Origin of the sequence: Streptomyces sp. URMC 124, assembly GCF_051386455.1 — a bacterium.
GTDB lineage: Bacteria > Actinomycetota > Actinomycetes > Streptomycetales > Streptomycetaceae > Streptomyces.
Map to the genome: position 1 here is coordinate 1 of NZ_JBPQTS010000063.1, position 17,655 is coordinate 17,655.

At 70.7% G+C, this 17,655-nt stretch carries 19 protein-coding genes and 1 pseudogene; 18 read left to right on the plus strand and 2 right to left on the minus strand.

The genetic code is table 11. The features are described 5' to 3' along the window. On the plus strand, window positions 1–430 hold a 430-nt coding region (locus tag ACSNOG_RS15480; protein WP_436753226.1), incomplete at its 5' end, for a hypothetical protein. A 4-nt stretch (window positions 431–434) separates the two neighbouring features. On the opposite strand, the gene ACSNOG_RS15485 is transcribed toward ACSNOG_RS15480, so the two are convergent. After that, window positions 435–824, minus strand: a complete 390-nt coding sequence (locus ACSNOG_RS15485; RefSeq protein WP_436753227.1) for a ferredoxin — start codon at window positions 822–824, stop codon at window positions 435–437. A 243-nt stretch (window positions 825–1,067) separates the two neighbouring features. On the opposite strand from ACSNOG_RS15485, the gene arc reads away from it, so the two are divergent. From arc to prcA, 6 genes and pseudogenes are all read left to right on the plus strand, one after another. Then, window positions 1,068–2,834 carry a proteasome ATPase gene (gene arc, locus ACSNOG_RS15490; RefSeq protein ID WP_436753228.1) on the plus strand — a complete coding sequence of 589 codons (1,767 nt, stop codon included), beginning with the start codon at window positions 1,068–1,070 and terminating at the stop codon, window positions 2,832–2,834. Between the two features lie 338 nt (window positions 2,835–3,172). Continuing rightward, window positions 3,173–4,684 carry a depupylase/deamidase Dop gene (gene dop / locus ACSNOG_RS15495; RefSeq protein ID WP_436753229.1) on the plus strand — a complete coding sequence of 504 codons (1,512 nt, stop codon included), beginning with the start codon at window positions 3,173–3,175 and terminating at the stop codon, window positions 4,682–4,684. A gap of 164 nt (window positions 4,685–4,848) precedes the next feature. After that, window positions 4,849–5,067, plus strand: coding sequence for a ubiquitin-like protein Pup (locus tag ACSNOG_RS15500; protein ID WP_058045164.1), 219 nt, complete (start codon window positions 4,849–4,851; stop codon window positions 5,065–5,067). A 4-nt stretch (window positions 5,068–5,071) separates the two neighbouring features. Further along, window positions 5,072–5,260 (plus strand): annotated as a pseudogene (locus tag ACSNOG_RS15505) (endonuclease domain-containing protein); the annotation flags it as partial. Further along, entirely contained in the window at window positions 5,212–6,057 is an 846-nt protein-coding gene (gene prcB, locus ACSNOG_RS15510; RefSeq protein WP_436753230.1) for a proteasome subunit beta, read from the plus strand. The pseudogene ACSNOG_RS15505 and the gene prcB, both read left to right, overlap by 49 nt. Before the next feature lie 46 nt (window positions 6,058–6,103). Then, window positions 6,104–6,898: a proteasome subunit alpha gene (gene prcA, locus ACSNOG_RS15515; RefSeq protein ID WP_436753231.1), complete on the plus strand. Its 795-nt coding sequence runs from the start codon at window positions 6,104–6,106 to the stop codon at window positions 6,896–6,898. Window positions 6,899–6,999: 101 nt separating this feature from the next. On the opposite strand, the gene ACSNOG_RS15520 is transcribed toward prcA, so the two are convergent. Beyond that, window positions 7,000–8,070: a LacI family DNA-binding transcriptional regulator gene (locus ACSNOG_RS15520; protein WP_436753232.1), complete on the minus strand. Its 1,071-nt coding sequence runs from the start codon at window positions 8,068–8,070 to the stop codon at window positions 7,000–7,002. Between the two features lie 122 nt (window positions 8,071–8,192). On the opposite strand from ACSNOG_RS15520, the gene ACSNOG_RS15525 reads away from it, so the two are divergent. From ACSNOG_RS15525 to ACSNOG_RS15575, 11 genes are all read left to right on the plus strand, one after another. After that, window positions 8,193–9,452: an MFS transporter gene (locus ACSNOG_RS15525; protein WP_436753233.1), complete on the plus strand. Its 1,260-nt coding sequence runs from the start codon at window positions 8,193–8,195 to the stop codon at window positions 9,450–9,452. Window positions 9,453–9,461: 9 nt separating this feature from the next. Next, on the plus strand, window positions 9,462–10,823 hold the full coding sequence (gene pafA, locus ACSNOG_RS15530; protein ID WP_058045169.1) for a Pup--protein ligase: 1,362 nt from the start codon (window positions 9,462–9,464) through the stop codon (window positions 10,821–10,823). A 136-nt stretch (window positions 10,824–10,959) separates the two neighbouring features. Further along, a complete protein-coding gene (locus ACSNOG_RS15535) occupies window positions 10,960–11,928 on the plus strand; it encodes an FKBP-type peptidyl-prolyl cis-trans isomerase (RefSeq protein ID WP_436753234.1) in 969 nt (322 codons plus the stop codon). A 64-nt stretch (window positions 11,929–11,992) separates the two neighbouring features. Beyond that, the gene (locus ACSNOG_RS15540; RefSeq protein ID WP_436753235.1) at window positions 11,993–12,373 is read left to right on the plus strand and encodes an FKBP-type peptidyl-prolyl cis-trans isomerase; all 381 of its coding nucleotides are present in this window, start codon (window positions 11,993–11,995) and stop codon (window positions 12,371–12,373) included. Between the two features lie 143 nt (window positions 12,374–12,516). Next, the gene (locus ACSNOG_RS15545) at window positions 12,517–13,515 is read left to right on the plus strand and encodes a helix-turn-helix transcriptional regulator (protein WP_436753236.1); all 999 of its coding nucleotides are present in this window, start codon (window positions 12,517–12,519) and stop codon (window positions 13,513–13,515) included. Window positions 13,516–13,575: 60 nt separating this feature from the next. Next, entirely contained in the window at window positions 13,576–14,538 is a 963-nt protein-coding gene (locus tag ACSNOG_RS15550; RefSeq protein WP_190024231.1) for a helix-turn-helix transcriptional regulator, read from the plus strand. 11 nt (window positions 14,539–14,549) lie between these two features. Then, window positions 14,550–14,789: a hypothetical protein gene (locus ACSNOG_RS15555; RefSeq protein ID WP_436753237.1), complete on the plus strand. Its 240-nt coding sequence runs from the start codon at window positions 14,550–14,552 to the stop codon at window positions 14,787–14,789. Between the two features lie 82 nt (window positions 14,790–14,871). Continuing rightward, on the plus strand, window positions 14,872–15,087 hold the full coding sequence (locus tag ACSNOG_RS15560) for a hypothetical protein (RefSeq protein WP_436753238.1): 216 nt from the start codon (window positions 14,872–14,874) through the stop codon (window positions 15,085–15,087). Between the two features lie 228 nt (window positions 15,088–15,315). Next, entirely contained in the window at window positions 15,316–15,597 is a 282-nt protein-coding gene (tatA, locus tag ACSNOG_RS15565) for a Sec-independent protein translocase subunit TatA (protein WP_168096926.1), read from the plus strand. 140 nt (window positions 15,598–15,737) lie between these two features. Further along, the gene (gene tatC, locus ACSNOG_RS15570; RefSeq protein WP_436753253.1) at window positions 15,738–16,628 is read left to right on the plus strand and encodes a twin-arginine translocase subunit TatC; all 891 of its coding nucleotides are present in this window, start codon (window positions 15,738–15,740) and stop codon (window positions 16,626–16,628) included. 97 nt (window positions 16,629–16,725) lie between these two features. Continuing rightward, entirely contained in the window at window positions 16,726–17,619 is an 894-nt protein-coding gene (locus ACSNOG_RS15575; RefSeq protein ID WP_436753239.1) for a diacylglycerol kinase, read from the plus strand. Window positions 17,620–17,655 lie beyond the last annotated feature (36 nt).

Below are 17,655 nucleotides of genomic sequence, written 5' to 3' on the forward strand. Positions count from 1 at the left end.
GGCGGCCGCCGGGACCCCGAAGGCCCCCGGCCCGCTCGCGGCCCGCTTCCCCCTGCGCTGCGGCCCCGGCGGCGGGCCCGATGTCGTCCAGCAGGTCACGAGCGACCTCGACGGCGACGGCCGGCTCGAGACGGTCGCCGTGGTGCGCTGCCGCGCAGGAGGCGGCACCCCGCCCAGCGGCGTCTACGTCCTCGCCGCGCCCCGCGGACCGGGCGAGCGGCCGCGCGTCCTGGCCACGCTCGTGGATCCCCGGGAGCAGATGACCGTCACCGGTCTCACCGTCACCCAGGGCACCGTTTCGGCCACTCTGCTCGGCTACTCCGCCCCGAGCGTGCCGCGTTGCTGCCCGGACAGGCGCCGGACCGTCGAATGGCATTGGAAGAGCGGCAAGTTCGTCCTGCGGCCGATGCCCGTAGCGGGGAGTGTGTGAGCCGTTACCCGGCGTCCGGGCCGTAGATCTCCACCTTGTCCGAAATGCGCCGGACATGAATGCAGTCGCCCGGGCACTCCTTGGCGGAGTCACGGACATCCGTGAGCAGGGGGAGCGGTACGGGCGTCGTCGCGCCCGGCTCCTGCAGCAGCTCGTCGTCGGCGCTCTTCACATACGCCAGGCCGTCGATGTCCAGCTCGAAGACCTCCGGCGCGTACTGGGCGCAGATGCCGTCCCCCGTGCACAGGTCCTGGTCGATCCAGACCTCCAGGGCCTCGCCGCCCTGGCCGTCCGCCTCCGGGGCCGCACCCGGGCCGTCCGCCCCGGTCGCCGTGGCCTCCGGGGCCGCCGGAGACCCGGCCGCCTCCGCGCGGTCGTCGTTCTGCACGGTCATCTCGCCCTGCCGTTTCCTGCGTACGTGAATCAATTGGAGCCAGCCCTGACGGGTGTTGACCGACTCGACGATACAACCGCCCGCTTTCCGATGTTGATGGGTGGGTATTCCCCTGCTGTGGGGACGTGCGCAAGGGTGAAGATCGGACACACTCCGACCGGGTTTGTGATCTAGGGGTTTCAACCTGCACCGGCCCAGGTAGGGTCAGGAAGCGTCCAGCTCCCCTTGGAGGAGGTGAGGACCGTGGCAGCCCACGACGACGACATGAACCGCGGCATCCGGCCGGGACGAGCGTCCGACGACCTCGCGAGCCAGGTTGCCTATTACGAGCAGGAGATCGCCGTCCTGCGGCGCAAGCTCGCCGACTCTCCGCGTCACACGAGGATTCTCGAAGAGCGGATCGTCGAGCTCCAGACCAACCTGGCCGGAGTGTCCGCTCAGAACGAGCGGCTCGCCAACACCCTCCGCGAGGCGCGCGACCAGATCGTCGCCCTCAAGGAGGAGGTCGACCGGCTCGCGCAGCCGCCGGCCGGCTTCGGGGTCTTCCTCAAGGCCAACGACGACAACACGGCCGACATCTTCACCGGGGGCCGCAAGCTCCGGGTGAACGTCAGCCCGAGCGTCGGCCTGGAGGACCTCCGGCGGGGCCAGGAGGTCATGCTCAACGAAGCGCTCAACGTGGTCGAAGCCATGGAGTTCGAACGAGCCGGGGACATCGTCACCCTCAAGGAGATCCTCGAGGACGGCGAGCGCGCCCTGGTCATCGGGCACACCGACGAGGAGCGGGTGGTGAGGCTCGCCGAGCCGCTGCTGGACACCACCATCCGCCCCGGGGACGCCCTGCTCCTCGAACCCCGATCCGGCTACGTCTACGAGATCATCCCGAAGAGCGAGGTCGAGGAACTCGTCCTCGAAGAGGTCCCGGACATCGACTACACCAAGATCGGCGGTCTGGGGAACCAGATCGAGCTGATCCGCGACGCGGTCGAGCTCCCCTACCTCTACCCCGACCTCTTCAAGGAGCACGAACTGCGGCCGCCCAAGGGCGTGCTGCTGTACGGCCCGCCCGGCTGCGGCAAGACGCTCATCGCCAAGGCCGTCGCCAACTCCCTTGCCAAGAAGGTCGCCGAGGTCACCGGCAAGCCCGCGGGGAAGAGCTTCTTCCTCAACATCAAGGGCCCCGAGCTCCTCAACAAGTACGTCGGCGAGACCGAGCGGCACATCCGGCTGATCTTCCAGCGCGCCCGGGAGAAGGCGAGCGAGGGCACCCCGGTCATCGTCTTCTTCGACGAGATGGACTCCCTCTTCCGCACCCGCGGCTCCGGGGTCAGCTCGGACGTGGAGAACACGATCGTCCCCCAGCTCCTCTCCGAGATCGACGGCGTCGAGGGCCTGGAGAACGTGATCGTGATCGGCGCCTCCAACCGGGAGGACATGATCGACCCGGCGATCCTGCGCCCCGGCCGCCTCGATGTGAAGATCAAGATCGAGCGCCCGGACGCGGAGGCCGCCAAGGACATCTTCTCGAAGTACCTGACCGCGACCCTGCCCATCCACGCGGACGACCTCACCGAGCACGGCGGTGACTCCAGGGCCGCCGTGGCGGGCATGATCCAGTCGGTCGTCGAGCAGATGTACGCCGAGTCCGAGGAGAACCGCTTCCTCGAGGTCACCTACGCCAATGGCGACAAGGAAGTCCTCTACTTCAAGGACTTCAACTCCGGCGCCATGATCCAGAACATTGTGGACCGGGCGAAGAAGATGGCCATCAAGGCCTTCCTCGACCACAACCAGAAGGGTCTGCGCGTCTCCCACCTGCTCGCCGCCTGCGTCGACGAGTTCAAGGAGAACGAGGACCTGCCCAACACCACCAACCCGGACGACTGGGCCCGGATCTCCGGCAAGAAGGGCGAGCGGATCGTCTTCATCCGCACCCTCGTCACCGGGAAGCAGGGCGCCGACACCGGCCGCTCCATCGACACGGTGGCCAATACCGGCCAGTACCTGTAGTACCGCCGTCCGGCTGCGGATGTCCCGCCCCCGCCCTGGCGGGGGCACACCCCGGGACAACCGCGGCCGGACGTGTTTTTCCCGCCGCCCGCGTCGATTTCCGCCGGGTTCCGTCAGGAATCCCGCCGGTATTTCGCCACGGGGAGCGTCCATGGCCCGGGTACGCCACGAACCGGAGCAATGACTGTAATGATCTCCCCACCGCCGCAAAGCCGTTCTAGGCTCTTCGATACCGCCGCACAGCGCGATGGGGGATCGAGGGCCGGACACGGACCGGATGCGCAGCGGTACTTGAGCGCCGACCCCACCAGGGGGCGCCGCCGGGCAAGGAGGGCCGCATGACCGTACGGCGAGTAATGGGCATTGAGACGGAGTACGGGATCTCCGTCCCCGGTCACCCGAACGCCAATGCCATGCTCACCTCGTCCCAGATCGTCAACGCCTACGCCGCGGCGATGCACCGGGCGCGACGCGCCCGCTGGGACTTCGAGGAGGAGAACCCGCTGCGGGACGCCCGCGGCTTCGACCTCGCCCGCGAAGCCGCGGACTCCAGCCAGCTCACGGACGAGGACATCGGCCTCGCCAACGTCATCCTGACCAACGGCGCGCGACTCTACGTCGACCACGCCCACCCCGAGTACAGCTCCCCGGAGATCACCAATCCCCGGGACGCCGTCCTGTGGGACAAGGCCGGCGAGCGGATCATGGCCGAGGCCGCCGAGCGCGCCGCCCAGCTGCCCGGAGCCCAGCCGATCCACCTCTACAAGAACAACACCGACAACAAGGGCGCCTCCTACGGCACCCACGAGAACTACCTGATGAAGCGGGAGACCCCCTTCTCGGACATCGTGCGCCACCTGACGCCCTTCTTCGTCTCCCGCCAGGTCGTCACCGGCGCCGGCCGCGTCGGCATCGGCCAGGACGGCCACGAGCACGGCTTCCAGCTCAGTCAGCGCGCGGACTACTTCGAGGTCGAGGTCGGCCTGGAGACCACCCTCAAGCGGCCGATCATCAACACCCGCGACGAGCCGCACGCCGACGCCGAGAAGTACCGCCGGCTCCACGTGATCATCGGCGACGCGAACCTCTCGGAGATCTCGACCTACCTCAAGCTGGGCACGACCGCCCTGGTCCTGTCCATGATCGAGGACGGTTTCATCGTCTCCGACCTCGCCGTCGACCAGCCCGTGCGCACCCTCCACCAGGTCAGCCACGACCCCACTCTGCAGCGCCTGATCACGCTCCGCAGCGGCCGCACGCTCACCGCCGTCCAGCTCCAGATGGAGTACTGCGAGCTGGCCCGCAAGTACGTCGAGAACCGCTTCGGGGCGAACGCCGACGAGCAGACCAAGGACGTGCTCGGCCGCTGGGAGGACGTGCTGAACCGGCTGGAGCACGATCCGATGAGCCTGTCCGGCGAGCTGGACTGGGTGGCCAAGCGGGAGCTCCTGGAGGGCTACCGCCGCCGCGACGGCCTGGGCTGGGACGCGGCCCGCCTGCACCTGGTGGACCTGCAGTACGCGGACGTCCGGGCCGACAAGGGCCTGTACAACCGTCTCGCGGCCCGCGGCAAGATGAAGCGGCTGCTGGAGGAGACCGAGGTGGAGCGCGCCCGCACGGTCCCGCCCGAGGACACGCGGGCCTACTTCCGCGGCCGCTGCCTGGAACAGTACGCGGACGACGTGGCCGCGGCCTCCTGGGACTCGGTGATCTTCGACCTCCCGGGCCGTGACTCCCTGCAGCGGGTGCCCACCCTGGAGCCACTGCGTGGCACGCGCAACCACGTCAAGGAGCTCCTGGACCGCTGCCGCACCGCGGAGGAGCTGGTCCGGGTGCTCTCCGGGGGCTGAGCAGGTCTGAGAGGACGGCGTTCAGGGAATCATCACCGTGGTTCCGGGACGTTGTAGCAAGTACAGGGCCGATGTCGGACCCTGCTTGTAGGGTCTGATCTTGCAGGGCTGAGTACGACTGAGTACGTCCGATCTTGTACGTCGAACCGAGCGGGGTGAGGGATATGGCGACCAAGGACACCGGCGGCGGTCAGCAGAAGGCCACGCGATCCACAGAGGACGTCGAGGAGCAGGCGCAGGACGCGCAGGTCTCGGAGGACCTCAAGGAACGGCAGGAGAAGCTGTCGGACGACGTCGACTCCGTGCTGGACGAGATCGACGACGTCCTCGAGGAGAACGCCGAGGACTTCGTCCGGAGCTTCGTGCAAAAGGGTGGCGAGTAGGCGGCTGCCGGCGCCTGCAGATCGTGATCATGGGACCGGTAAGGTCCGTGGCGTACTGTGCCTCAGCTCCGACGCGGCCCTGGGGCAGTTCAAGGATCGAGCGGACGTCATGGGGCGCGCCGCTGCATACGTGGAAGGAAACGTGTGGAAGCCAACACTCGTAGCACCGGGCGTCTGCCGGCTGCCTTCCTGACCCCCGGCTCCTCGTCGTTCATGGATTTCCTGGCCTCGCACTCCCCGGAGCTGCTCCCGGGCAACCGGCCGCTCCCCGCGGTGCAGGGTGCCGTCGAGATCCCCCACGGCACGACGATCGTCGCGGCGTCGTTCCCCGGCGGTGTGGTGCTGGCCGGTGACCGGCGGGCCACGATGGGCAACGTCATCGCCCAGCGTGACATCGAGAAGGTCTTCCCGGCCGACGAGTACTCGGCGGTGGGCATCGCCGGCACGGCCGGCCTGGCCGTGGAGATGGTCAAGCTCTTCCAGCTGGAGCTGGAGCACTTCGAGAAGGTCGAAGGCGTCCAGCTCTCGCTGGAGGGCAAGGCGAACCGGCTGTCGACGATGATCCGCGGCAATCTCGGCATGGCCATGCAGGGCCTGGCCGTGGTGCCGCTCTTCGCCGGCTGGGACGTGGACCGCCAGAAGGGCCGGATCTTCTCCTACGACGTGACCGGCGGGCGCTCGGAGGAGCACGGCTTCGCCGCCACCGGCTCGGGCTCGGTCTTCGCCCGGGGGTCCCTCAAGAAGCTCTTCCGGGAGGACCTGACGGAGAGTCAGACCCTCACGCTCGTCGTCCAGGCGCTCTACGACGCCGCCGACGACGACTCCGCGACCGGCGGGCCGGATCTTGCGCGGCGCATCTATCCGATCGTCACCGTCATCACCGACGAGGGGTTCCGAAAGCTCACCGAGGCGGAGTGCTCCGAGATCGTCCGGGCGATCCACGACCGGCGGCTCCAGGAGCCGGACGGCCCCCGGGCCGCCCTCCTCTGAGGCCCGAGCCATGTACCCCGCATTGACAGAAAGGGACGGATAACCGGTGTCGACGCCGTTCTACGTATCACCTCAGCAGGCCATGGCCGACCGCGCCGAGTACGCCCGCAAGGGCATCGCGCGCGGCCGCAGTGTCGTGGTGCTCCAGTACACCGATGGCGTTGTCTTCGTTGCCGAGAACCCGTCCCGGGCCCTGCACAAGGTCAGCGAGATCTACGACCGGATCGCCTTCGCGGCGGTCGGCAAGTACAACGAATTCGAGAACCTGCGCATCGGCGGCGTGCGCTACGCGGACCTGCGCGGTTACACCTACGACCGGGACGACGTCACGGCCCGCGGCCTGGCCAACGTCTACGCGCAGACGCTGGGCGGGATCTTCTCCAGCGCGGCCGAGAAGCCCTACGAGGTCGAGCTGATCGTCGCCGAGGTCGGCGCGGGCCCCGAGGACGACCAGATCTACCGGCTGCCGCATGACGGCTCGATCGTGGACGAGCACGGCTCGGTCGCGATCGGTGGCAATGCCGATCAGATCAGCAACTACCTCGATCAGCGGCACCGCGACGGCATGACCCTCTCGGAGGCGCTGAAGCTCGCGGTCGAGTCCCTGACCCGTGACAACAACGGCGGTGAGCGCACGCTGACCGCCGAGCAGCTGGAGGTCGCCGTCCTCGACCGGACGCGTCCGCAGCAGCGCAAGTTCAAGCGGCTGCTGGGCCGTCAGCTCTCGCGCCTGCTGGAGGAGGGCACGTCCGCCGGAGGCGCAGAGGCCGGTGCCGCCGAGGCCGGTGCGGAGCCGGAGGGCTCGTCCGAGGAGGGCGGAGCCGCCTCCTCCGAGAGCTGATTCCCGGAGCCGATTCCGAGAGCCGATTTTTTCTTCCTGCTGTCGCGCCGTGCGCCCCGTCGGGTTCTCCCGCCGGGGCCCACGGCTTTGCCGCCCGGGTGCTACGGGCGGGCGTGAGCCGTGGTGCCGCGGGTGACCAGGCGGACCGGCAGCGCCTCGGGGGCCGGCGGCCGCCCGTCGAGGACGGCCACGAGCGCGCGCATGCCGGCCTCGCCGACCGCTTCGGCCGGCAGCTGCACGGTGGTGAGCTCCGGCTCGACGGCCGTGGCGAGAGCCAGGTCGGTGAAGCCGGTGACGGAGAGGTCGACGGGCACGTGCAGCCCCAGCCGCCGGGCGGCCTTGCACGCGCCCGCCGCGAGGACGTCGTCGTCGCAGATGATCGCGGTGGGGCGGTGGCCGGGCTCGGCGAGGGCTTTTTCGGTGGCGCGCAGCCCGTCGGCGACGGTGAGGGGCGCCCGCTCCGTGCGCACGGCCGCGCCCTCCGTACCGCGCAGGGCCTCGGCCAGGGCCTGCGCGCGGACGCGGAAGGTCCAGGTGTCGATGTCCGAGGCGAGGTGCAGGAACCGCCGGTGGCCGAGGCCCAGCAGGTGCTCCGCGACCTGGCGCATGCCGTCGGCGATGTCGGGGTTGACGGTGGCGGAGGCGCCCTCGCGCCCGGGGTCGCTGTCGAGCATGACGAGCGGGAGCCCGCCGCCCCGGATGGCGCCGAGCGCCTCGGCGGCCATCGAGGAGGCGAGGACGCCGTCGAGGGTGGCGCTGGCCGAGGCGAACGGGTCGCGGGCCGGGCCGGTGCCCTCGGGGGAGAGGTAGAGGACGACGCCGAGGCCGTGCTCGCGGGCCACCCGGGCGGCTCCGGTGTGGACCCGGGCGAAGAACTCGTTGGTGAGCGCGGGGACGACGAGCAGGACCGTGCGGGTGCGGCCGAGGCGCAGGTCGCGCGCGGCGAGGTTGGGGCGGTAGCCCAGGCTCCGGGCGGCGGAGCGGACGGCCTCGGCGGTGCGCTCGGAGACCCGGCCCCGCCATTTCTCGCCCATGACGAGGGAGACCGTGGCCTGGGAGACGCCCGCCGCCCGGGCGACGTCGCGGCTGGTGGCGCGGGCCCCGGCGCGGGGGCCGCGGGCCGTGGGCCACCTCTCGTCGCGGCGCTGCCCTGTCTCTTCACCGCTGGTCACTGTCGGTGCCTCCCCTGGTGCCGCAGCCCGCGGCGGTTGGACCCGCAGGCTGCGGCCATGATACGTATGACGCCTCACGTTATACGTAAAACCCGAGGCTCGGGGAAGAGAGGAAGTCACCGATGGCGGCCGGCTACGGCGAGATGCTCAGAACGCGGCACGCCGCGCGCCTGCTCACAGGCACGCTGGTGGGCCGTCTGCCGAATGCCACGGCCGCGCTCGCGATCGTCCTCTTCGTCCGTGCGGAGGGCGGCAGTCTCGCGCTGGCCTCGGCGCTCTCCGCCGTCTACGGCGTGGCGAACGCGGTGGGGCAGCCGCTGCTGGGCCGGGCCGTCGACCTCTACGGCCAGCCGCGGGTCATGCTGCCGTCGGCCCTGCTGGCCGCGCTCGGCATGACGGCCTTCGCCGCCGTGGGACTGGAGCCCGTCGCCCTAGCATACGCGGCCATGGTGGTGTCCGGTTTCTTCACGCCGCCGCTGGAGGGCGGGCTGCGGGCCCTGTGGCCCTCGGTCCTCAAGAGCGAGGAGCGCATCCACGCCGCGTACTCCCTCGACGCCATCGCCCAGGAGGTGATGTACGTCGTCGGGCCGCTGATCATCACCGCGCTGGTGAGCGCGTGGTCCCCGGCCGGCGCGCTGTTCGTGATCAACGCTCTGGGCGCCCTCGGCGCGCTCGCCGTGGTCACCTCGCCGCCCTCGCGCGAGTGGCGCAGCGCGCCCCGTGAGGCGCACTGGCTGGGCGCCCTGCGCTCGCGCGGCCTGCTCGTGCTGCTCGGCACGTTCTTCTTCATCGGTTCCGCGCTCGGCTCGATCGCCGTCTCCGCGGTGGCCTACGGCGAGGCCCACCACGACGGCAACGTCGCCGGCTACCTGCTCTCCGCGGTCGGCGTCGGCGCCTTCGTCGGCGGCACCGTCTACGGTCACCGCCAGTGGCCCGGCACCCCCGAGCAGCGGCTGCGGCTGCTCGTCACCGGCCTCGCCCTGTGCTACCTGCCGCTGCTGCTGGTGCCCGGCACCGTGCTGATGACGGTCTTCGCCGGTGTGGCCGGCGTCTTCCTGGCGCCCTGCCTGGCCTGTGCCTTCGTCGTCGTGGACCGGCACGCGCTGCGCGGCACCGTGACCGAGGCGTTCTCCTGGCTCGTGACCTCCTTCGGCGTGGGCGCGGCCATCGGCACCGCCTTCGCGGGCCCGGCGCTCCAGCAGTCCGGCATCCGCGCGGGCTTCCTGGTGGCCGTGGGCTGCGGCGTGGCCGCTCTGCTCGTCATGCTGACGGCACGGCGCTCGCTGCAGGCTCCCGCGACCCCCTCGCCCATCGTGGCCCGGTCGGAAAATGATCGGAACGGTGCGGTCGAACCCGGTTTCAGCGCAGGGCATCAGGCGTAATGTTCAGGCATGGACCGCCGCATTTTCGGGCTGGAGAACGAGTACGGCGTCACGTGCACCTTCAGGGGACAGCGCCGGCTGTCGCCTGACGAAGTGGCGCGCTACCTCTTCCGCCGTGTCGTTTCCTGGGGCCGCAGCAGCAACGTCTTCCTGCGCAACGGAGCGCGTCTTTACCTGGATGTGGGTTCGCACCCGGAGTACGCAACGCCGGAGTGCGACAGCGTGGTCGAGCTGGTCACCCACGACAAGGCGGGGGAGCGGATCCTCGAGGGCCTGCTCGTCGACGCCGAGCGGCGCCTGCACGAGGAGGGCATCGCGGGCGACGTCTACCTCTTCAAGAACAACACCGACTCCGCCGGGAACTCCTACGGCTGCCACGAGAACTACCTCGTCGCGCGGCACGGGGAGTTCTCGCGTCTCGCGGACATCCTCATCCCGTTCCTGGTGACGCGGCAGCTGCTGTGCGGCGCGGGGAAGGTCCTGCAGACGCCCCGTGGCGCGGTCTACTGCGTCAGCCAGCGCGCGGAGCACATCTGGGAGGGGGTCAGCTCGGCGACCACCCGCTCCCGCCCGATCATCAACACCCGGGACGAGCCGCACGCCGACGCCGAGCGCTACCGCCGCCTGCACGTCATCGTCGGCGACTCCAACATGTCCGAGACGACGATGCTGCTGAAGGTCGGCGCGACGGACCTGGTGCTGCGCATGATCGAGGCGGGCACGGTCATGCGGGACCTCACGCTGGAGAACCCCATCCGGGCCATCCGCGAGGTCAGCCACGACATCACGGGCCGGCGGAAGGTCCGGCTCGCGAGCGGGCGCGAGGCCTCGGCCCTGGAGGTCCAGCAGGAGTACTACGAGAAGGCCGTGGACTTCTGCGAGCGCCGCGGCATCCGCACGGGCACGGTGGAGCGGGTCCTGGAGCTGTGGGGCCGCACCCTGGAGGCCGTCCGGGACGAGGACCTGGACCGCATCTCCACGGAGATCGACTGGGTGATGAAGTACCAGCTCATCGAGCGCTACCGGGCGAAGAACAACATCACCATGTCGCACCCGCGGGTCGCCCAGATAGACCTCGCGTACCACGACATCCACCGCCGCCGCGGGCTGTACTACCTGCTGGAGAAGCGCGGCCAGGCGGCCCGGGTGTGCAACGACCTCAAGATCTTCGAGGGCAAGTCCGTGCCCCCGCAGACCACCCGCGCCCGGCTGCGGGGCGACTTCATCCGCCGCGCGCAGGAGCAGCGGCGCGACTTCACGGTCGACTGGGTGCACCTGAAGCTCAACGACCAGGCGCAGCGGACGGTGCTGTGCAAGGACCCCTTCCGGTCGGTGGACGACCGGGTGGAGAAGCTGATCGCCGGCATGTGAGCGGGCGGGGGTGCGCCGGGCCGCGGGGCCCGGCCCACTGCCGTGTCGGGCAGGGTTGATCGCACAGGATCAGGCCGTAGAGTGGCGGGACTGCTCAGCCACCCCCCTAGCCCGAGTTGGACTGATGAAGCTCACGATGAACACGCGTCGCCTGGCCGCGGCGCTGGCCGTGCCTGTCCTGCTGTTCTCCGCCGCCGCGTGCGGTGACGACGAAGGCTCGTCCGGCGCCAAGGTGTCGGTGAAGGGGGACTTCGGCCAGAAGCCCGAGATCTCGGTGGAGAAGGGTGCGAAGCCGGGCGACGAGCTCGAGGTCAAGACGCTGTCCGAGGGCAAGGGCGACAAGGTCGAGAAGGGCACGTTCGTCCGGCTCGACTTCGCGGTGCAGAGCATGAAGGACGACAAGCCGCTGGGCGGCTCGTGGTCGAGCCAGGGGCAGACGCCGGCCGGCAAGGACGTGCGCCGCCAGGACGTCTTCGCGGCGGGGCAGCCGGGGCAGCAGGTGCCCGCCAAGGTGGCGGACGCCGTGATCGGCCAGCGGGCCGGCAGCCGCGTCGAGGTCGTGGGCACCGTGAAGGAGACCATCGGCGAGCAGGTCAACCCGCAGCTGGGCCTGGACCCGGAGGACGGCCTGGTCTGGGTCGTCGACATCGCCGGTGCCCGGAAGGTCGACCCGAAGAGCGAGGTCAAGGGCGAGCAGGCGAAGCCGGACGAGGGCATGCCCGAGGTGAAGGTGCTCCCGCAGAAGGCCGCGGAGATCACCATCCCCAAGGACACCAAGGCTCCCTCGGACCTCAAGGAGCAGGTGCTGATCAAGGGCAACGGCCCGGAGATCAAGGCGGGCGAGGGGCTGATCGCCCAGTACACCGGTGTGAAGTGGGAGGACGGCAAGAAGTTCGACTCCTCCTGGGACCACTCGGGTGCGACGAGCTTCCAGATCGGCACCGGCTCGGTCGTCCAGGGCTGGGACAAGGGCCTGGTCGGCAAGCACGTGGGCGACCGCGTCGAGCTGGTGATCCCGCCGAAGCTGGGCTACGAGGGCCAGGCCGGCAGCGGCCTGGACAAGAACACACTGGTCTTCGTCGTCGACATCGTGGGCAAGGTCTGATCTCCTACCGGGATCTGCCAGACTTGCACGGTTGTCTACAAGATTCGTTCGTAGGAGCACTTTCGTGAGCATCGACAAGCCCGAGATCGACTTCCCCGAGGGCCCGGCGCCCACCGACCTGGAGATCACGGAGGTCTGGGAGGGCGACGGCGAGGTCGCCAAGGCCGGCCAGCTGGCCAAGGTCCACTACGTGGGCGTGGCCTTCTCCACCGGCGAGGAGTTCGACGCCAGCTGGAACCGTGGCACGCCGCTGGAGTTCCAGCTCGGCGCCGGCCAGGTCATCGAGGGCTGGGACAAGGGAATCCAGGGCATGAAGGTCGGTGGCCGCCGCAAGCTGGTCATCCCGCCGCACATGGCCTACGGCGACCGCGGCGCCGGTGGCGGCCGCATCGCCCCGGGCGAGTCGCTGATCTTCGTCTGCGACCTGGTCGCCGTCAAGGGCTGACGCTCTTCTTCGCGTTCTCCGCGTTCTTCGCGTTCTTCGCGGACCGAGGCCCCCACGCCCGCAGGCGTGGGGGCCTCGGCTTTTGCGCTTGCAGGCCGGAGCGGTACGGTCAGCGGTTGAGAGCACAAGTAGAGAGGGCGTCGATGGCGATTGCCAAGGCCGAGCGGCTGATGAACCTGGCGCTGTGCCTGCTGGGGACGCGCCGTCCGCTGAGCAAGCGGGAGCTCAGGGGCTCCATCGAGGCCTACCTCGAAGCCTTCGGGCCGGGGAGCGGTACGGCCTCCGGGACCCCGGACCACGCCGCCGGCAGCGATGACGCCTTCAACCGCATGTTCGAGCGCGACAAGGACGACCTGCGCGAGCTCGGCCTGATCATCGAGACGGTGGAGAGCCTCGACGGCGAGACCGGCTATCTGGCCCGCCGCGACAGCAACCGTCTGCCCGCCATCACGCTGGACGTCGAGGAGGCGGCCGCCCTGGGCCTGGCCGCCAGCGTGTGGCAGCAGGCCCGCCTGGCCGCCGCGGCCAGCGGGGCGCTGCAGAAACTGCGCGCGGCAGGGATGCCGCTCGCGGAGGACGTCTACGGCAACAGCGCCCTGGAGACGCGGATCCCCGTCCACGAGGCGGCCTTCGAGCCGCTGATGCTGGCGGCGCGCGACCGCCGCCCCGTGGTCTTCGACTACCGCAAGGCGAACTCGGCCCGCCCCGAGCAGCGGCACGTCGAGCCGTGGACGCTGGAGTGCTGGCGCGGCCACTGGTACCTGGCGGGCTGGGACCGCGACCGCAAGGCCGAGCGCGTCTTCCGGCTCTCCCGGATCACCGGCAAGGTGCGCTCGCGGGGCATCCCCTTCACCGCGCCGGTCCCCGACCACGTGACGGTCCGCGAGACCGTCGAGCGCTGGGCCGGTGAGACGGCCACGGGCACGGCCCGGATCAAGGTGCGGGCGGACCACGGATATCCCCTGCGGGCCCGGGCCCTGGCCACCTGCGAGCTGGGCGACGGCTGGGACGAGCTGGAGATCCCCTGCGGGCACGGGCTGGACGCCTGGCTCGTGGAATTCGGCCCGGACGTGGTGGTGCTGGAGCCGGCGGAGCTGCGGGCCGAGGTGCTCGACCGGCTGCGCGCCGTGGCCAAGGGCTGAGACAGCGGATACGGGCCGAGGGGCCCGCGACGAGGGCTGAGAGGAACGGACCGACTTCTGATGGCCGGAAACGCCATTGACCAGACGCGGCGGATGCTGTCGCTGGTCACCTATCTGCGGGAGCGCCCCGGCGCCCGGGTCACCGACGTCGCGCGCGCCTTCGGGATCACCGAGGACGAGCTGATCGGCGACCTCGACGTCCTGCCGATGTGCGGCACCAGCTTCCGCGGCGGTGACCTGCTCGACATCGACACCGACGGCGACCGCATCTGGTGGCACAACCCGGACGCCTCGGGCAGCAGCACGGGCGAGCCCCTGCGGCTGGCCGCGGACGAGGCCACCGCCCTGCTGGTGGCCGCCCGCGCGGTGGCCACGCTGCCGGGGCTGCGCGAGAGCGACCGGCAGGCGCTGGTGCGGGCCACCGCGAAGATCGAGGCCGCGGCCGGCGAGGCGGCGGGCGCGAGCTCCCGGCTGTCGGTGACGTTCGAGTCCGAGGGCGGCGTCTTCGCCGACGTCGACCGGGCGATCGCCGAGCGCCGCCGCGTGTGGATCAAGTACTACTCGCCCGCGCGCGACGAGCTCACCGAGCGCGAGGTCGATCCCGTCCGGCTGTTCGTCGTGGGCCACACCTATATGGAGGCGTGGTGCCGGCTGTCGGAGGCCCGGCGCACCTTCCGCCTGGACCGGGTGGCCGAAATCCGGCTGCTCGACGAGCCGTCCGATCCCCCGCCGGTCGAGCTGCGGGACCTGTCCGAGGGGCTGGTGCAGCCGGCCGCGGAGGACCCCGAGGTCGTGATCGAGGTGGGCCCGGGCGGCCGCTGGGTCGCCGAGTACTACCCGCACGACAGCGCCGAGGAGCGGCCCGACGGCGGCCTGCGGATCACGCTGCGCACCCCGGATCCGGCCTCGCTGCGCCGCCTCGCGCTGCGGCTCGGCGGCGACGGGCGGATCGTCTCGCCGGCCGCTCTGGCGGTCAGCGCGCGGGACGCGGCCCGCGAGGCCCTCGCGGCGTACGGGGAGTGAGGGTGGACGCGATGGAGGGGAGAGTGCCGGTGGCCGCGATGTTCAAGGCGGCCTGCCCCGACTGCCGCGGCCGCTTCGAGCTCGCCGCGAGCGCGCTGCGGCTCGCGATCGGCGGCAGCCGGCGGACCACCTTCTACTCCTTCACCTGCCCGGACTGCGGTTCCGCGGTGCGCAAGCCGGCGGGGGAGCGGATCGTCGAGCTGCTGACCGGCGGCGGGGTGCGTACGCTGCGGCTGCACTCGACGGTCTGAGTCCTCCCACCTGCCAACCCGCCTTTTTTGGCCATTTTCGCCGTTGGTTCCTTCGTCCTCCGCATCCCGATAGGTTCGTCCCATGTTCTGGCCCATGCTCGCCGTAGCCCTCGCCTTCCTGGGGATCGCCGTCCTCGGGGTGCTGGCCGCCCGGGTGCTGGTCGAAGTGCGGCGGCTGGCGCGCCAGGTCTCGGAGAGCTCGCAGCGGATCAGCCGGGCCGCGGAGGACCTGGAGCGGGCCGCCACGCCGCTCGCCGCGGCGAGCTCGCAGGCCGTGCACACTTTGCGCCAGGAATGAGCGGTTCTGACAACGTCGCTCCCGCTCTCTCCTGGGGTCGCAGACCGGGCGGTACGCTGTTTCGGCGGCCCCGGCGACGAGGCGGGGGGTCGCATCCGGGAGTACGCAAGGGGATTGCCCAGCGTTTACCCCTGCGCGTTACGATCGCTGCCGTACGGCTGATGGACAAATGTCCGATCAGTCGGCAGTACCCCACCCCATGCCGCCTCGGTGAGAAGGTAAACGCAAATGTTCGGTAGGCTCGGCGCCCCCGAGATCATCCTCATTCTCGTCGTCATCGTCCTGCTGTTCGGTGCGAAGAAGCTCCCGGACATGGCGCGTTCCCTCGGCAAGTCCGCCCGCATCCTCAAGAGCGAGGCGAAGGCCATGAAGTCGGAGGGCCAGGACAACGCCTCCGCCCCGGCCGACCCGCCCGCCGGCCAGGCCCCGCGTACGATCAAGGCGGCTCCCGGCGATGTGGCCGGCGCGCGTCCGGTCACCGAGCCGAGCGACCGCTCCACGCAGCACTGAGCAGCGCTGAAACAGCGCTGAGCAGCACTTTTTCAGGGACGATCGAGGCGGCCGCCCGCGGGGCGTCCGTCTGCCGCACGAGATAGGGACGTGGGTTGCCCAAGTCTGCCCGCAAGAAGGAGAAGGACCCCGAGGGGCGGATGCCGCTCGCGGAGCACCTGCGTGAGTTGCGCAACAGGCTGGCCAAGGCGGTCCTCGCGATCGTCGTGGTCGCGATCGTGGCGGCCTTCTACAGGAACCAGCTCATGGACTTCCTGGCGAGCCCCGTCCCCAAGTGCCCCGGCCGTGACCTCGCCGCGAGCCATGGCGGCAACTGCGCGGTCGTGGTGTTCAACAGCGTCGCCTCGCCCTTCACCACGGTCGTCAAGGTCTGCCTCCTCGCGGGCGTCACCGTCTCCTCGCCGATCTGGCTCTACCAGCTGTGGGCGTTCCTCGCCCCCGGCCTGCACAAGAACGAGAAGAAGTACACGGTCGCCTTCGTGGTGACGGCCGCCCCGCTCTTCGTCGCCGGTGCCTGGCTGGCCTACGAGATCATGCCGATGAGCATGCGGGTGCTGCTGCAGATCACCCCCGATTCCGCGGCCAACACCCTCAATCTCGACGACATCCTCGACTTCACCGTCCGGATGATCCTCGTCTTCGGCCTCGCCTTCGAGCTGCCGCTGCTCCTGGTGATGATGAACGTGGCCGGGATGGTCACGGGCAAGACCATGGTCAAGTGGTGGCGCGGCGTCGTCATGGGCGTCTTCGTCTTCGGCGCGATCGCGACGCCCAGCACTGACCCCTTCGGCATGTGCATCCTGGCCGTGCCGATCATCATCCTGTACTTCGGTGCCGTCGGCTTCTCGATGCTCAACGACAAGCGCCGTGCGCGCGGCAACCCCGACCGGCTGCTGTCCGACGACGAAGCCGCCCCCCTGGACCTGACCCCGCAGTCCGTCGGCGACTCCGAGCCGATGCCGGCCCTGCACGACCGGTCCGACGACGGCCGCAGCCACGCGGCCCGCAACAGCTACGACGACGTGACCTGACCCGGCGCCCGCCGGGGACGAAGCCGGACACCGCCCGGGGCGGCCGCTGACGCAGCGGCCCCCCCGCGGCGCATCCCGACCCGCTAGTGTCCGGCGGGTGACCAGCGACATCACGCTCTTCGTCAACCCGACGGCAGGCCGCGGGCGCGGGGCGGCCGCCGCCCAGCCGGCCGCCCGGGCGCTGCGGGCCGCCGGGTTCTCCGTCCGCACCGTCCTCGGCGAGAACGCCGCGGACGCCCTGCGCCGCGCCCGCGAGGCCGTGGCGGGCGGCACCGGAGCGCTGATCGCCGTCGGCGGCGACGGCATGGTCTCGCTGGCCCTGCGGGCCGTCGCCGGCACCCCCGTCCCGCTCGGCGTGGTGGCCGCCGGCACCGGCAACGACTTCGCCCGCGCCGCCGGGCTGCCCGTCCGGGACCCGGAGGCGGCCGGCCGGCTCATCGCCCGCTCGCTCAAGGACGACGGCGGCCGCCCGGTGGACCTCGGCCGGGCCGGCGGGACGTACTTCGCCACGGTGCTCGCCTCCGGCTTCGACTCGCGCGTCAACGACCGCGGCAACCGGATGCGCTTCCCCACCGGCCGGCTGCGCTACGACGTGGCGCTGCTCGCCGAGCTCGCCGCGCTGCGCCCCGTCCCGTACCGGATCAGGCTGGACGACGGCCCCGAGCAGGAGATCGAGGCGACCCTCGTGGCGGTCGGCAACGGCTCCTCCTACGGCGGGGGCATGCGCATCTGCGCGGGCGCGCGCATGGACGACGGGCTGTTCGACGTCACCGTCGTCGGCCCGTGCAGCCGCACCACCCTGCTGAAGGTCTTCCCCCGGGTCTACCGCGGCACCCACCTCGGCCACCCGGCCGTCACCGTGCACCGCGCCGCCAAGGTGTCACTGTCCGCGACCGGGCTCACGGGCTGGGCGGACGGGGAGCCCATCGGTCCGCTGCCGCTGGCCGCGGAGACCGTGCCGGAGGCCGTACGCCTGCTCGGAGCTGCGTAAAAGGCTGAGAAAAAGATCGGGTGCGCTGTCACAGGT